19 protein-coding genes are annotated in these 12,603 nt (G+C 62.4%); 5 read left to right on the top strand and 14 right to left on the bottom strand.

What is annotated here, in order from left to right; genetic code table 11:
* Nucleotides 1–18 precede the first annotated feature (18 nt).
* The 4 genes from RQ479_RS01225 to RQ479_RS01210 all read right to left on the bottom strand — a co-directional run bounded on the left by RQ479_RS01225 (nucleotide 19) and on the right by RQ479_RS01210 (nucleotide 3,209).
* On the bottom strand, nucleotides 19–1,005 hold the full coding sequence (locus RQ479_RS01225) for a PfkB family carbohydrate kinase (RefSeq protein ID WP_376703827.1): 987 nt from the start codon (nucleotides 1,003–1,005) through the stop codon (nucleotides 19–21).
* A complete protein-coding gene (locus RQ479_RS01220; protein WP_376703826.1) occupies nucleotides 1,002–2,036 on the bottom strand; it encodes an ADP-ribosylglycohydrolase family protein in 1,035 nt (344 codons plus the stop codon). The genes RQ479_RS01225 and RQ479_RS01220 overlap by 4 nt, the downstream gene beginning before the upstream one ends.
* Before the next feature lie 24 nt (nucleotides 2,037–2,060).
* A complete protein-coding gene (locus tag RQ479_RS01215; protein ID WP_352912836.1) occupies nucleotides 2,061–2,786 on the bottom strand; it encodes a GntR family transcriptional regulator in 726 nt (241 codons plus the stop codon).
* A 168-nt stretch (nucleotides 2,787–2,954) separates the two neighbouring features.
* Complete coding sequence (locus RQ479_RS01210; RefSeq protein WP_352912653.1) at nucleotides 2,955–3,209, bottom strand: hypothetical protein; 255 nt, start codon at nucleotides 3,207–3,209, stop codon at nucleotides 2,955–2,957.
* Nucleotides 3,210–3,483: 274 nt separating this feature from the next.
* On the opposite strand from RQ479_RS01210, the gene RQ479_RS01205 reads away from it, so the two are divergent.
* The gene (locus RQ479_RS01205) at nucleotides 3,484–3,816 is read left to right on the top strand and encodes a hypothetical protein (protein ID WP_376703825.1); all 333 of its coding nucleotides are present in this window, start codon (nucleotides 3,484–3,486) and stop codon (nucleotides 3,814–3,816) included.
* A gap of 142 nt (nucleotides 3,817–3,958) precedes the next feature.
* Here RQ479_RS01205 and RQ479_RS01200 read toward each other — a convergent pair whose 3' ends face one another.
* On the bottom strand, nucleotides 3,959–4,627 hold the full coding sequence (locus RQ479_RS01200; protein WP_376703824.1) for a hypothetical protein: 669 nt from the start codon (nucleotides 4,625–4,627) through the stop codon (nucleotides 3,959–3,961).
* Between the two features lie 436 nt (nucleotides 4,628–5,063).
* On the opposite strand from RQ479_RS01200, the gene RQ479_RS01195 reads away from it, so the two are divergent.
* Complete coding sequence (locus RQ479_RS01195) at nucleotides 5,064–5,378, top strand: hypothetical protein (protein WP_376703823.1); 315 nt, start codon at nucleotides 5,064–5,066, stop codon at nucleotides 5,376–5,378.
* A gap of 141 nt (nucleotides 5,379–5,519) precedes the next feature.
* Here RQ479_RS01195 and RQ479_RS01190 read toward each other — a convergent pair whose 3' ends face one another.
* From RQ479_RS01190 to RQ479_RS01175, 4 genes are all read right to left on the bottom strand, one after another.
* Nucleotides 5,520–5,753, bottom strand: coding sequence for a DUF2934 domain-containing protein (locus RQ479_RS01190; protein WP_376703822.1), 234 nt, complete (start codon nucleotides 5,751–5,753; stop codon nucleotides 5,520–5,522).
* Nucleotides 5,754–5,839: 86 nt separating this feature from the next.
* Entirely contained in the window at nucleotides 5,840–6,052 is a 213-nt protein-coding gene (locus RQ479_RS01185; protein WP_352452715.1) for a hypothetical protein, read from the bottom strand.
* Between the two features lie 128 nt (nucleotides 6,053–6,180).
* Entirely contained in the window at nucleotides 6,181–6,486 is a 306-nt protein-coding gene (locus RQ479_RS01180; RefSeq protein WP_376703821.1) for a DUF1236 domain-containing protein, read from the bottom strand.
* 378 nt (nucleotides 6,487–6,864) lie between these two features.
* Nucleotides 6,865–7,161 (bottom strand): hypothetical protein, encoded by a 297-nt coding sequence (locus RQ479_RS01175; RefSeq protein WP_376703820.1) that lies wholly within the window; start codon nucleotides 7,159–7,161, stop codon nucleotides 6,865–6,867.
* A 168-nt stretch (nucleotides 7,162–7,329) separates the two neighbouring features.
* Between RQ479_RS01175 and RQ479_RS01170 the strand changes: the two genes are divergently transcribed.
* Nucleotides 7,330–7,605 (top strand): hypothetical protein, encoded by a 276-nt coding sequence (locus tag RQ479_RS01170; protein ID WP_376703819.1) that lies wholly within the window; start codon nucleotides 7,330–7,332, stop codon nucleotides 7,603–7,605.
* 50 nt (nucleotides 7,606–7,655) lie between these two features.
* Here the strand turns inward: RQ479_RS01170 and RQ479_RS01165 are convergent, their stop codons facing one another.
* The 3 genes from RQ479_RS01165 to RQ479_RS01155 all read right to left on the bottom strand — a co-directional run bounded on the left by RQ479_RS01165 (nucleotide 7,656) and on the right by RQ479_RS01155 (nucleotide 9,020).
* On the bottom strand, nucleotides 7,656–7,955 hold the full coding sequence (locus RQ479_RS01165; RefSeq protein WP_376703818.1) for a hypothetical protein: 300 nt from the start codon (nucleotides 7,953–7,955) through the stop codon (nucleotides 7,656–7,658).
* Between the two features lie 249 nt (nucleotides 7,956–8,204).
* Nucleotides 8,205–8,609, bottom strand: a complete 405-nt coding sequence (locus RQ479_RS01160) for a hypothetical protein (protein WP_376703817.1) — start codon at nucleotides 8,607–8,609, stop codon at nucleotides 8,205–8,207.
* A 3-nt stretch (nucleotides 8,610–8,612) separates the two neighbouring features.
* Complete coding sequence (locus RQ479_RS01155) at nucleotides 8,613–9,020, bottom strand: hypothetical protein (RefSeq protein WP_376703816.1); 408 nt, start codon at nucleotides 9,018–9,020, stop codon at nucleotides 8,613–8,615.
* Between the two features lie 515 nt (nucleotides 9,021–9,535).
* On the opposite strand from RQ479_RS01155, the gene RQ479_RS01150 reads away from it, so the two are divergent.
* Together RQ479_RS01150 and RQ479_RS01145 are read left to right on the top strand one after the other, a co-directional pair.
* Nucleotides 9,536–10,354: a class I SAM-dependent methyltransferase gene (locus RQ479_RS01150; RefSeq protein ID WP_376703815.1), complete on the top strand. Its 819-nt coding sequence runs from the start codon at nucleotides 9,536–9,538 to the stop codon at nucleotides 10,352–10,354.
* A gap of 353 nt (nucleotides 10,355–10,707) precedes the next feature.
* On the top strand, nucleotides 10,708–11,013 hold the full coding sequence (locus tag RQ479_RS01145) for a hypothetical protein (protein ID WP_023675713.1): 306 nt from the start codon (nucleotides 10,708–10,710) through the stop codon (nucleotides 11,011–11,013).
* Between the two features lie 39 nt (nucleotides 11,014–11,052).
* On the opposite strand, the gene RQ479_RS01140 is transcribed toward RQ479_RS01145, so the two are convergent.
* Both RQ479_RS01140 and RQ479_RS01135 read right to left on the bottom strand, forming a co-directional pair.
* Nucleotides 11,053–11,484, bottom strand: a complete 432-nt coding sequence (locus RQ479_RS01140; RefSeq protein ID WP_376703814.1) for a DoxX family protein — start codon at nucleotides 11,482–11,484, stop codon at nucleotides 11,053–11,055.
* A gap of 275 nt (nucleotides 11,485–11,759) precedes the next feature.
* Entirely contained in the window at nucleotides 11,760–12,512 is a 753-nt protein-coding gene (locus tag RQ479_RS01135; protein ID WP_376703813.1) for a tryptophan 2,3-dioxygenase family protein, read from the bottom strand.
* Nucleotides 12,513–12,603: the final 91 nt, after the last annotated feature.

The following is a 12,603-nucleotide window of genomic DNA, read 5'->3' as shown; positions in this document are numbered from 1 at the left end:
CCCGCTTCCCGGGCTTTGTCAGGCTGTCGGGCGTTTGGCCTCTTGCTTCCGGCCATGGAGGCCGATCGGCGGACCGCCGGCATGGCTTAGGAATGTCTGGATGTCGCAGTCGGTCGGCGCTGATGAACCACCGTGGCGGGTGACGGAAATGGCCGCCGCCGCATTGGCGTAGCGCGCTGCCTCAAAAGGCGGCATGCCGCGCGCCAGCGCGCTGACGAAGGCGCCGATATGGGTATCCCCGGCGCCGTTGGTGTCGATGGCATCGACCTGGAAGCCGGCAATCGTTTTCGCCGAGCCATCGGCCAGCCGCACGTGGCAGCCTTTCGCCCCGGCGCGAATGACGACGCCGACGGCCTTCGGGGAGTGGTCTCTTAGAAGCCGTGACGCGAGTGTCTCGACACCGCCCGGACCGGCAATCGCGGTCGCTTCCGTCGTGTTGCAGCTCAACCAGGTGGTGCGGGCGAGTATCCGCGACAGGATATGGCGAGGAATGTCGGTGATAACAGGTGTTGGGTCGAGGACAAGCGGTGTGTCGGCCGGAAGTGCCTCGATCCAGTCAACAATCGCGTCTCGGCTTCCCGGGTAGCTAAGCGTATAGCCGGAGGTGAACACCCAATCCCCCGGTGCGACCGAGACGGGCGCCATCATGTCAAGGCTGAGCACACTCTCCGCACCAGGCCATGAGACGAAGGTGCGCTCGGCATCGCTCGAGATCATGGCGACGCAATTGCCACTGTCCATAGTCGACGATGGCGGCGTGGGTGTCTCGATTCCCTCAGTTGCTAAGGCCGTGCGCAGGAAGTCGCCATTGGGTCCGCTGCCGAGCTGGCCGCCGAACACCACCTTCATGCCGGTGCGGCTGGCCGCGACCATCATATTGAAGCCGCCGCCGGCGACTTGTGCATAGCTCGACGCGGTCTTCTCCGTGCCCGGTGCCGGCAAGGCATCGATATGGTAGACATAGTCGACCACCGCGCTGCCGACATGGACGAGACGCCCCTTCATGCCGCCGCATCCTTGCCGCTACTGGTCTTGTCCACACGGCCGTTGGACATCCGCGCCGCAACAAGGTCGGCGGCGAGCGCGCTAACCTCCGTCATGTCGATGCCCTTGAGGTCTGCAATGCGGTTCTGAGGCAATCGGGAAAAGCCGGTGCAGGCACCGGCCATGCCGGCCGCGATGGCGCCGATTGTGTCGGTGTCGCCACCGAGATTGGCGCTGATGACTGCCGCTTGCCAGGGATCGCCGCCGGCGACTTCCAGCACGGCGAATGCAGCCGGAACGGATTCCTGACTGGCGACACCGGTGCCGACCAGATCGGTGATCAGCCGCATCGCGTCCTTCGTCGCCTTGCCGCGTACGAGCTCCTGCGCCCACCCAATACGCGCGGCGATGTCACCGCCGGTCACCCAATTGCCGAGCGTCGCTCCTCGTCTCGCTGCCGCGATGGCGCTGTCGGAAGCGGCGCGCCAGTCGCCGCCGACGACGCCGCGACTGACGGCGGCAGCAACCGCTGCGGCTGAAGCGATCGCGATCGAGGTGTTGTGCGTCGCCCGGCAGGTCTCGGCAACTTTGGCGACCAGCGCTTCCAGCGGCTCCGGCGGCATCATGATGCCGACTGGCGCGATGCGCATGGCCGCACCATTTGTGTCGCCACTGCGTCCCGCTTCCCCGGCCGCCACGCCACGGTTTATGGCGTCGATGGCGCGTTTGGTCGATGGTCCCAGCAGGTCGTAACTGCCGCGCGCCTTGACGTCGCGCTCCCAGTCGAGCAGCGCATTGACCCACCTTGCGTGGTCGAATCGGCTGCCGGATTCGACCAGGATACGACCAAGCAGAAGCGCCTGTTCGGTGTCGTCGGTGATCGTTCCGGCGGGGAGCCCCTTCGACACCGGATGGTCGGCGAAAGGAGCAATGAAGCCCTCGACATGACCGTAGAGTTCGGCAATCCGCGCCGGCGACAAAAGCTGCGTCGGCATGCCCAACGCATCTCCCAGTGCCCCGCCGACAAGCGCTCCCATAGCCCGATCGGTCATGTTCCCGGTGTCATCCGGCATCACTCAGAACCTCATATGTAGCGCAAAATGCGCCGGGTTGAGCAGGCTGGTCACATATTCGATCGGCCGGTCATCGGCGGCGCGGGTCAACCGACGACCGCGCAGGAACGGCGTGCCTTGCGGGCAGCCGAGGATTGCGGCGTCCTCTGGGTTGAGCATTTCGATGCCGACCCATTCCTCGCCATGGTCGGGAATGAGGCCGGCGCCGCGGAGCGTCTGGTGGAGCGAGCCTTCGCGCAGGCCGCGCAACGGCACGTCCTCCAGTTCGGGTGACAATGGCAGGCGACTGCGCTCGATGGAGATAGCGTGGCCGTCGCTGGCATTGGTGCGCACCCGATCGACAGCGATGAAAAACGGGTTTTCTATACCAAGCAGCGCGGCAAGATCAGGGTCCTCGATCACCTCGAGCCGCAGCGTCCGCGTCTCGGCATTTGCGCCAGCGTTGGCGAGCGCCCGCGACCAGCCGATTGAGTCATCAACGGGCTTGCCATCGAAGGTGACGAAAGACCCGATGCCGACCTTGGTGGTGATCAGCCCGCGGCTGGACAGTTCCTCGAGGCCCTTGCGGACGGTGTTGCGGCTGACGGAGAAACGCTGGACGAGCTCGTTCTCGCTTTGCAGCCGGTCGCCGAAGCCGAGGACACCGGAGCGGATTTCCTGTTCGAGAACGGTGGCGATCTGTTCGGGCTTGCCCGTGCCGGGAGACGATGGAACCACGCGGCGGACCATAGGCATACCTGTTCATTGCACCTGTATAGTCCTGTGCAATGTATCTGCAAAGCCAGCTCTGTCAACCGACGGCGGAGGGGCCACACAGACAAACCAAGCTGCTTGATGATACCCTGTGGCCGTGAAGGCCATGCGAGGTGCGGCGGGCGAACGGGGTCGCTGGAGATGTCACTGTTCGCTGCTGGAAGACCCCTCGACTACCCCGTCACCATCTGCAGAATGGGGCAGAATGCCGAAGTCGCGCGACTTGGTCCCATGCGCCGCCGTCAGGAAACCATCGGCTGTGAGACCTCGCCTCAAAAGCTCACGTACCGCGGCCGACCGGCTCGGCATGCGCTTGTCGAAGCGCCAGTTCTCCAACGCCGCCAGTTCATCGACGGTCAGCATGATCTGCAGTCGTTCCGGGCGTTCCAGTTCGGACATCTCGGCCTCCAGTCATACCAGCCTAAATGCAGCTGAGTTAGTATGTTCCTAATTTTCTGTAGAATTAGGTACGTGAGCAGAGTACGTCAAGACCTTCAGATGTGTGAGTCATGCAGAAGTCCGATGAAGCGGATCAAGCATCAAATGGACAATCAACAAAATACGCTAACTATTTGACATAAAACGGTTTTTTAAGGATTTCTCTTGCCAATCGCAAGCCTTGGGCGCATGGTAGAACCCAAGGGACAAACCGCTCCTGAAGGGAAGGTTTTCCATGCGCTACGGATTTTCGGTTTGCCTGCACGAAGACGTCAGTTCCCGAGTTCGAGCTACATTGCGGTCCGGGATTGCCATCAATCTGACTGCTGTCGCCGAAGCCGTGCGACTGCAGAACCTCGCCGAGAATGTTGCGCGCGAAGACATTGAATGGCTCGTCATGCAAGCCGCCCAACTCCAAGGCGCAGCTATCGAGTTCGACGGCTTCGCGGAAGCCGATCTGGCGGAGTTTGCATGCACTCAGCTGATGCAAAGCAGCCCCGTAGTGGGCGGGGATGCCGTGGAAGACAGAGCGGCCGCTCCGCCGGATCTTGGCCGTCAGACGCATTGAGGCGCAAGCTCTTTCGAGCCCCGCCATGCTCCGCCACGTGCTCGGCAAAAAAGCCCGCCGCAATGGCGCGCTTTGGACTGCTGGAGGTTTGGTGGACGAAGGCCTCTCGGCCCGGTCCGACATTTCATCCGATGTATTCGCCTTAGCGCCGAGCGATCAGCAGGCACAATTGGCGCAGATCGCTGTCGTAAGTGCCTTCGCTGCCGAGCACGTCAACGCAGCGCTTCTTCATCCTGGCCAACTTGTCGCCCGACATGTCGGCAACGACCTGGGGCAAGCTGGGATTGTTTGGGTTGCTGGGATTGGACGGGCTGCTCGGATTGCTTCCACCACCGATCCCGACACCGGCGCCGACATTGATGCCACTGCCGACCCTGACCCCGGCGCCAGCGTTAACGCCGCTGCCTACCGCGGCGCCCGCCGCGATGCCACTGGAACCGCCGATCGTCGCGCCGGCACCGGCGTTGATGCCGCTTCTGGCCCCGACCGATGCGCCGGCGCCCGCGGCGATGCCGCTGGAACCGCCAATCGTTGCGCCGGCACCGGTGTTAATGCCGCCGCTGCCGCCCACCGAGGCACCGAGGCGTGCCTTGATGCCGCCGCTGCCGCCAACCGCTGCGCCGGCACCGGCGGTGATGCCGCCGCGATCGCCAACCGTCGCGCCGAGGCGGGCTTTGATGCCGCCGTTGCCGCCGATGGACGTTCCAACACCAACGGCAATTCCGTTCGCGGCATTCACGGGCATCGAGAGCATGAAAAGCACTGCGCTGCCTGCCACCGCACCGGTGATTGTTTTGATCTTGATGGTCATAACATTCTCCTTGCTGTAGTTGCGCTGAGCAGCCCGCGAACTCGCCGGTCGCATTACTCCCTAAGTGCAAGGAAGAAGATCGGTTTCTTTGCCGATCCAATTACTGGCCTCATGGTAAATGTTCAAAGAACAGCCGCGTGAAATTTGTAGTGAAATTTTCCGAAAGTTTTACTTCTGGATGGCCTCTACCGGTTGAAGCGTTGTGAGTGTGAGCTGATGGGCGCCGGGACAGACGAACGTCGCGCAACCGTCGGCAGCCAAAATAAGGAAAATTCTTAATCTGCAAACAACAACATCAAACCAACCAACGGCAATAGAACAACGGGCCGAGAAGATCCGCGCTGCGCAGGGTTGCTTCACCGTGCTGCGTCATTTTTGCCGGAACCTTCCATCACCCGCGTTGTTTTCTCTGTAGTCGCCGCATGATGATAACCGAATGATGGAGATCAACATGATTACGAAAATTCTTACAGCTTCCATACTTGCAGCCGGTCTGGCGACCGCCGCGATGGCCCAGAACGCCGGGTCGGACAACAATGCGCCTGGCAGCGAGAAGAGCATCGTCGTCCAGCCCAAGCCGAACGGTATTGACCCTGGCACGACCAGCAGCACGATGGGTACGACGGGTGCCATGAACTCCAATGCGGATGAAAACTGCCCTGCAACCCCGCAAGGAGCCCAACCCGATGCGTCCAACAAGCCTGCCGGGACGGTTTCACCGACTGTCAACGACAACAATTGCGGCAAGTAGTTAGCCGCACCAATCGGGCCTACCATCGCGGGTGGGCTTGCGGCGGCGGGACCGGTCAGGACTGGTTCTGCTGCCGACCGCGGAAGGAAGTACAGAGCGCCGAACCGCGAGATCCAGCGTTGGAATCAAATCCGCTCGAGTTCACGCTTTGCGTGGTCGCGCCTTGGGTTTGGTTCCGTCCTTGGCGGCGGGCGCCGTCTTAGCCTGACGTGGTGTCGGCTTCGGCCGGCTGGCGGTCTTCTCTTTCGTGGCGATTTCTGCGTCGATTTCGACGGTAGCCTGATCCCAATGCTGCTGATGCGCCCCGTCGGGCCTGCCTGCCTGTTCCCAGATCGCGTGTGCTCGCTGGCGAATCCGTTCCTGCCTGTCCGTCACTGTTGCCTCCGTCGGCTCGGTTCATGCGTAAGCAACTTTGTTCTAGCTGAAATTTCGACCGGCGTCTTGAGCGCTAGGCAACACCGTCATTGAACCTCTCTGTCACACAGGACGGCGACGCCGAGGAGCGCCGCCTTCTTGATGATCAGCCCTTCAAGGTCGGCGTCCGAGCGCTCGGTTCCGGTGCGTTCGCGCAACAGTGCAATCGCCGCCTTCATCGACAGCAGGCCATCGCCTCGTTCAGCAAGCAGTTTGTCGACGGCGGCGGCCACGTTGACCGGCTCGACATGCGGCAGCATGGGAATGGGTCCTTTCATTTCATTCGAGACGACAGCGGCGGCTCCATCCCGATCGCTCGGGATGGAGCTCTGATTCGGCAATTAGACCGTAACCTTTCCAAATCCGGTTCGCGGTTTGGGAACGCCGGTCAGTCGATGACGTGCACGATCCTGCGCGTGCCGGGGTCGACGAGCACGGTTCGACCGTCGACGACGACGTATCTGTACTGCACGTCGGGAACGTCGATCGGTTGCAGCTCGACCGTATCGGGCAACGTGGAACCGATATTAAGCTCCACCCCCAGAAGACTGATCGACGCCAACGGGTGCTTGTGGACGTATTCGCGGATGACCGTCTGCTGTTCGGGCGTGACAATCACCTGGTCCGCGGTGGCCACGCCGACGCCGGCGAGCAACACCAATCCCGCCGCAGCAGGAACAAGGTGGATTTTCATCGTCTACTCCTGTTGTTACGGGCCTCGCCTTTACGGTTGCGACACGGCATTCCGGTCGAAGCGGCGAACCCTCTAGGCAAACGCCCACGCCACCTTGTTGTTCCGTAAGTGGCGGCTAATCGAATAGCGTTGAAGTGCCCGCGCGGTGCGGCGAATGGACTGCGAATGAACTGCGGTGGCCCGCGTCGCAAGACGCGGGCCGATCGGTTTCCCGATCAGCAGCGATACCGGAGGGGGTGATATCGACTGCGTCTAAAACAACATTTAGGACAAGCTAATGTTCCTAGGCGACTGCAACAAACCTGCCGGCTCGAACGGCGCGGCGTTACCGCCCCCTCGAAGCGCGATGGACAGCCCCTGTGGCAGCAAATGAAGCGGCTACTGCTTGGGCGGCTGTGGCGGCACCTCGCCGGGCTTGATCACCGGGGTCTTGCCCTCATTCGGCGGTGGCGCCGCCATGCCCTGATCGCCCGTTGGCGGCGGCTTCAGCACCCCACCGCATGGCTCGAGCGTATCGGACAAATTGTTGCCGGCTGGCTTCTGCTGCTGGCTGTTCTTGTCGGGCAGCTCGACTTTGCAGCGGTCGGATTGCGCCTGTTCGCCCGGCTGCGCGGCCGCCGGCAGCGCCAGCACCAGCGCACCTAGCATATATGGCAAGAAAATGAGCGGTCTCATGTCGAGCTCCTTTCGCGCCAGTATCTTCTGAATGTGAAGGCGGGCAGGCGCGATTGGTTCCGTCGTGCGGCAATGCGCCCGGACCGCAGCGGCCCGGAACCAGCCGCCAGACTTATGAGTTCAACCACTGAGCCAATTCAGGGCCGCTGACATTATGGAGAACCGGCGATGGAACCGCGCAGGAAAGAACGAACCGACGACGAGACGGAGAGCCCGACGATCCAGCAACAGGACTGGGATGCCATCCGGAGCGGGAGAATTCTCCCAGACGGCGTGCCGCAAAACGGCGACATCCGTTACGACGTCGAGAAAGTCGGCGAATTGCCGGAGGAGAACGACGACAACGCTTACCAGGAAAGCGACGAGGCCTTGCCGGACGATAGCGATGAACGCGTCATTTCGCGCGATCTCGCACGCGAAGGTGGTCCTTTCGACGAGGAGTGAGCCACCGCCTTTCGCACTCTGCGTCGGCGGCCGGATGAAAGCCCCTGCTTTCAATTCGGGAGGTCGAAGACCGGCTCCTGGCAGCGATAGACCAGACATTGACCGTCACGCGTCTTGATATAAGCGGCGCGCGGCATCTGCGGCCAGTCGCATTCATTGCCGAATTGGCGGACGTATCGGTCGTAGGTGTTCTGTCCGGTGGTCAGCACCACCGAGCGATGCCTCTGGATCAGAAGCTGTGTCTGTTCGCACGTCATCGCGCGGCTGTCCGGCCGGGCATGGGCCGTCGCGGCAAACAGAAGCGCCCCGACTGTCAGGACTGCCGCTTGTGTCAGGACTCTGGCAAGCATGACACCATCTCCCGTGAAGCCTAACGCGCATCTTGGTCTGGCAGGCGCCGGATCGAGCCGCCCGCGCGCAGAGAAAAGATCGTACAGACTGCCAGGGAAAATGCAAAAGCCCGCCGCACCTTTCGGCGCGGCGGGCTCCAACTGAACGTCACTATTTCGTCGGGCGGCTTACTCCTCCTTCACCGGCCCGAACCGGCGCACGATCATTTCGAAGACGATGTCCGAAAAGGCCTATAGGCGGCAAGCTGGTTAGTGCGGCGCCTCCGGTCCAGCTCCGCCAGCAGGCTGAGATATTCGTTCCTTGCCGCCCGGCTGTGCGAGGCCTTTTGCGAGGCCTGGTCTTTCGAGAAACGGCCGGAGGACGGCTTCGAGGCCGCGGATGCGCTGCCTGATTTCGTCATCGCTCAATGCATCCAGATTGTTGATGTTGACATTAAGATCCTTGGGCAGCACCGACAGCACGAGCTTCAGGTACTGGTCGGGCTTTTCGGCGCGCACCTCGGCGATGACGCCGGCGCCATGGGCGCGGAAATCGGCGCGGATCGCTTCGAGAAAGCCGTCAGCCAACGTCTTCTTCGCCCGCGTGGTTCGGCCGGGCTTGCCGGGTACTTGATCGTGCCGCTGCGGATCGCCGATGGAAGGAGCCTTGGCCATGCCCTACTCCGCCGTCCCGGCGGAGATCGCCGGCTTCCTGTTGCCTGGCCGCACGATGCGCTTGCGCGGCTTGGCCTTCTTGCCGGCGCGTGCCGACTTCGGCTTCCGCAGCTGGCTTGCCGGTCTCGCATCAGTCGTCGTGCAAGGCTTCATCGCACCGGCGTCAGGCAAGGCATTCAGCCCTGCCCTGAGAATTGCCATCGCCTTGCCGTCGAGTGCTGCCGACGGGAAGCCGAAGCCGCCGACCGCGTCGACGGTACCGCCACGCATCATGCCGATCCGCACCCCGGCTGCGACCTGCTCGAAGCGGCCATGGCGGGCATAGGGTGCCGCGCCGGCGAACTCGCCAATGGCACTGACGACCTCTCGGCCGTCATCGTCGGTGATGATGGTGGCGTAACGGTTGGACATGGGGGCTTCTCTGAAGTGGGCGCACGGGGCGCGTTAATCTGAGGATCGTCGGGGTCGCGTTCCGTCGCGCCCCCCTCTGTCCTGCCGGACATCTCCCCCACAAGGAGGGAGATTGGCTGTCATCACCGCTTTCGCCAATTTTGTAGGATGCAAAAAAAGTGCTGTCGCCCAAGCTGCCGATCTCCCCACTCGTGGGGGAGATGTCCGGCAGGACAGAGGGGGGCGCTGTCCCGCCGACTTACAGCCGGCAGCACGCACATCATTCGATCGAAAAGGAAGCCTGAAACAAAAAACCCGCCTCGGCGGGCGGGTCGTTGGAGCCAATTAGCACCATACCCAAATTAGTAGCATAGCTGCCGGCACAAAGCAAGAACAAAATGTGGCGCCGGCGGAAAAAATGCACTGACGGCCTCGCACCCTCGTCGGTGAACGGCTGGAAGGAGGGGCGAAAAAGGTGGGCCATTGCGTGAGACTTGCGTTGATGGGATGGTGGTTGCGCTTGAGGGGAACGCGTCATGGGCAATGTCACCAGTCACTACGGCAGCGACGGCATCGTCGATCGCATATTGGCCGCGATCCCGGACGCCGACCCGGCCGGAAAACTCGCGGCCGCGCAACTCTATCCATTCGATCAGCTCCATGGCCGCGAACTGATCGCCACGCGGGAGCATGCGGCCCGTCTTGCTCCTTCGCCGACAGATCGGATCCTGGATATCGGCAGTGGCATTGGCGGGCCGGCAAGGTTTCTGGCCTCGACCTATGGCTGCCAGGTCGACGGCATCGACCTGACACCGGCCTTTGTCGCCGCATCGAGCCGACTGACCGCACTCAGCGGATTGTCTGACAAGGTTAGCTTCCATCAAGCCGACGCGACGAAACTGCCTTTTGGCGACAGCACCTTCGATGCGGCGATCTGCTTCTATGTCGGCATGAACATCGAGAACAAGGCCGCGGTCATCGACGAGGCCCGGCGCGTGGTGAAACCGCGGGGCAGGCTGATCTGGACCGAGGCCGTGCTCGCCGGCGGCGAGCCATACTATCCCATGCCCTGGGCGGTTTCGCCGGCGACCAGTCACCTTGCCGATCGGGAAACTTTGAAAACCCTGTTTGTCGATGCCGGATTTCGCATCGACGAGATCGTCGACGAAACCGGCGAACATGTTGAGCTGGCGCTGAAGAGAGCCAATTCCGGCATCGTGCCCTCGCCGGCGCAGCAGCAGGCAAATGAAGTCGTCATGGGCGCGGAATTCCTGCAGCGCCGCCGTAACTACATCCGAAGCCTGAGTGACGGAAAGCTCGCCTCGCTCGCCGTGATCGTCTCCAAACCGGCCTGAAACAAAAACCCCGCCTCGGCGGGCGGGTCGTTGGAGCCAATTAGCACCATACCCAAATTAATAGCATAGCTGCCGGCACAAAGCAAGAACAAAATTCACCTGAGACGCGAAAAAATGTGAGAATACCCTCGCCTGCTCGCTTTGGTGGCGCCGCGCGGACTGGTGCGCGTTCAGCGCGGTTCAGTGGCGGCTCTCGAGCCCATTGCGCAGAAGCTGAGCGACATCGACGCTCGCCTGGCCAACAACTCTGCCCAGCTACCGCCGCCCGACCGGTCCTAGACCTGCCCGCTGTTCCACACTGGATCGCAACGCGCGCTGACGCGTTTGAACCCTAGCCAATGGGAGCAAAAGCCATGAACGTCGCCAATCTGCAACTCGAAGGCCTGCTGATGGCCATCGCATCGATCAATCAGGTCCTGGTCCGCAAGGGCGTGCTCTCCGTCGAGGAGATAGACATCGCATTGCGCAAGGCCGAAGCCAGCGAGACCAACGAGGAAAGGTCCGAAGGCATGTCGGCGTCGAGCCGCGATGCCGTCAACTTCCCGATCCGACTGCTGGAGTTGGCCAATCAATGTCAGCCGGAGACGGACATGCCGTCCTTCTCGAAACTGGCACGCATGGTTGGTCAGATCAAGGAACCTTACAACGACCAGATGTGACGCGGCGACCGAGGATGACCGCCGCAGCAAAGTTTGGCATCACCCCCTGCCAAGCTTCAGCGCCAGGACGCTGCCCGGCCCGTGCACGGCGGCAAACAGCAGCCCGGCCAGGAAGGTGAAGTGATCGACGAAGAAGCCGAACTCCGCCTGGTTGCCGGCCCAGTGCGACGGCCCGTGGAAGGCGAAGCCCAGGAACAGCACATAGGCGCCGGCGACGAGTGCTGCCCATGAGAAGAAGGCGCCGGTCAGGAAGCATAGAACGAGGACGACCTCGAGCAGGGCTGCGCACCAGGCCAGGAACAGCGGGAATGGAAACCCGGCCGCCGCGATATAGCCGGCGGTGGCGCCGATATCGACGAATTTGAAGATCACGGCCATCAGGAAGACGGCGGCAAAGATCAGGCGGGCGATAAGGATTGCCGCGGTCTGCCACGGCGACTGAACGGTTGATTGAGCGGTTTCCAAGGTCATGATGTCCTCCCAAGAGTTGCGATGGTTGTGCCCCAAGGACGCACCACCAGCCGCAAGCCCGACATCATCCCCCGAAGAACCTGAGAGATACAAGCGCGGGGCGAGAAGGCCTTACAGGACCGGGGTTCCTCGCCCTCACGAAGTGGGGGAGAGGTGGCGCGGCGAAGCCGCGACGGAGAGGGGGCCTTCGCCTGCAAGGAGGAAAAGCCCCTCTCCGGCCGCTTCGCGGCCACCTCTCCCCCCGCTGCGCGCGGGGCGAGGAACCAGGTTCAGGACTACCCCACCTTGGCCCCCGGCTTGCTGATCGGCTCCCGTACCGTTCCATACTGGCTGCCCCAGCGGTCGGTCATCGCCCAGCGTATGTCCCAGAGTTCCGGGAAGAAGCGGTGGCGGGCGCCGGCCTCCAGCAATTCGACCGGCCGGCCCTTCAGCGATTTCGCGCCGAGCCCGATCGTGCGGTGGATGAGATAGAGGTGGTTGGCACGGAATTTCTGGAACAGCTCGTCGAACTCGATAAGCGCTTCGGCAACAACATAGCTGTCGCCGTGATCGTAGCCGGTATCGTAGACATCTTCGACCGAGAGGCCGCGGCCGTCGAGGTATGACGCCTTGAAGGCCCGCCAGAGATCGGGCGGCAGGCGCAGCAGCTGCTTGAAACCCGGTGATTCCTGGCCGCTGCCATTGCCCAGCTGCAGCCGGATCTGCTGGTACTCCTTGGGCGACATGGTTTCGAGCAGGTCGAGCTGCGCCGTCATCAGCCGCATCAGCCGGTGCACGCGCCCCATCAGCGTGACGATCCGATGCGTGTCCTGCTTTTCCAGGAAATCGACGACATCGACCAGCGTGTAGGCGATGAGCTTCATCCACAGCTCCTCGACCTGATGCACGATCTGGAACTGCAGCTCGTCGGCATTGACCATCTCGGCCAGTGGCTTCTGGCAGGCAAGCAGCCTGTCGCATTTGAGGTAGACGCCATAGTCGCGCATCTCGGGCGTTTCGATGCGGGCATAATAGTCCTGCTTGTCCATGGCCATGCTCCTTGCCCCGGCCATCGGGCCGCAGGCGCTTGTTGGGTCCCGGTCCCCCGAGTCTAATCGCTTTCTTGCCGAACATTGTCCC

This window comes from Mesorhizobium sp. ISC25, from assembly GCF_042295465.1.
In the GTDB taxonomy this organism is placed as follows: domain Bacteria; phylum Pseudomonadota; class Alphaproteobacteria; order Rhizobiales; family Rhizobiaceae; genus Mesorhizobium.
The sequence above is the reverse complement of the archived record's forward strand: the minus strand, read 5'-3'. Positions and strand labels throughout refer to the sequence as shown.

Excerpts from the sequence above, each read along its gene's own strand:
- RQ479_RS01225 (WP_376703827.1), bottom strand. The coding sequence starts at position 1,005 with ATGAAGGGGCGTCTCGTCCATGTCGGCAGCGCGGTGGTCGACTATGTC.
- RQ479_RS01220 (WP_376703826.1), bottom strand. The coding sequence starts at position 2,036 with ATGACCGATCGGGCTATGGGAGCGCTTGTCGGCGGGGCACTGGGAGAT.
- RQ479_RS01215 (WP_352912836.1), bottom strand. The coding sequence starts at position 2,786 with ATGGTCCGCCGCGTGGTTCCATCGTCTCCCGGCACGGGCAAGCCCGAA.
- RQ479_RS01210 (WP_352912653.1), bottom strand. The coding sequence starts at position 3,209 with ATGTCCGAACTGGAACGCCCGGAACGACTGCAGATCATGCTGACCGTC.
- RQ479_RS01205 (WP_376703825.1), top strand. The coding sequence starts at position 3,484 with ATGCGCTACGGATTTTCGGTTTGCCTGCACGAAGACGTCAGTTCCCGA.
- RQ479_RS01200 (WP_376703824.1), bottom strand. The coding sequence starts at position 4,627 with ATGACCATCAAGATCAAAACAATCACCGGTGCGGTGGCAGGCAGCGCA.
- RQ479_RS01195 (WP_376703823.1), top strand. The coding sequence starts at position 5,064 with ATGATGGAGATCAACATGATTACGAAAATTCTTACAGCTTCCATACTT.
- RQ479_RS01185 (WP_352452715.1), bottom strand. The coding sequence starts at position 6,052 with ATGCTGCCGCATGTCGAGCCGGTCAACGTGGCCGCCGCCGTCGACAAA.
- RQ479_RS01180 (WP_376703821.1), bottom strand. The coding sequence starts at position 6,486 with ATGAAAATCCACCTTGTTCCTGCTGCGGCGGGATTGGTGTTGCTCGCC.
- RQ479_RS01175 (WP_376703820.1), bottom strand. The coding sequence starts at position 7,161 with ATGAGACCGCTCATTTTCTTGCCATATATGCTAGGTGCGCTGGTGCTG.
- RQ479_RS01170 (WP_376703819.1), top strand. The coding sequence starts at position 7,330 with ATGGAACCGCGCAGGAAAGAACGAACCGACGACGAGACGGAGAGCCCG.
- RQ479_RS01165 (WP_376703818.1), bottom strand. The coding sequence starts at position 7,955 with ATGCTTGCCAGAGTCCTGACACAAGCGGCAGTCCTGACAGTCGGGGCG.
- RQ479_RS01160 (WP_376703817.1), bottom strand. The coding sequence starts at position 8,609 with ATGGCCAAGGCTCCTTCCATCGGCGATCCGCAGCGGCACGATCAAGTA.
- RQ479_RS01155 (WP_376703816.1), bottom strand. The coding sequence starts at position 9,020 with ATGTCCAACCGTTACGCCACCATCATCACCGACGATGACGGCCGAGAG.
- RQ479_RS01150 (WP_376703815.1), top strand. The coding sequence starts at position 9,536 with ATGGGCAATGTCACCAGTCACTACGGCAGCGACGGCATCGTCGATCGC.
- RQ479_RS01145 (WP_023675713.1), top strand. The coding sequence starts at position 10,708 with ATGAACGTCGCCAATCTGCAACTCGAAGGCCTGCTGATGGCCATCGCA.
- RQ479_RS01140 (WP_376703814.1), bottom strand. The coding sequence starts at position 11,484 with ATGACCTTGGAAACCGCTCAATCAACCGTTCAGTCGCCGTGGCAGACC.
- RQ479_RS01135 (WP_376703813.1), bottom strand. The coding sequence starts at position 12,512 with ATGGACAAGCAGGACTATTATGCCCGCATCGAAACGCCCGAGATGCGC.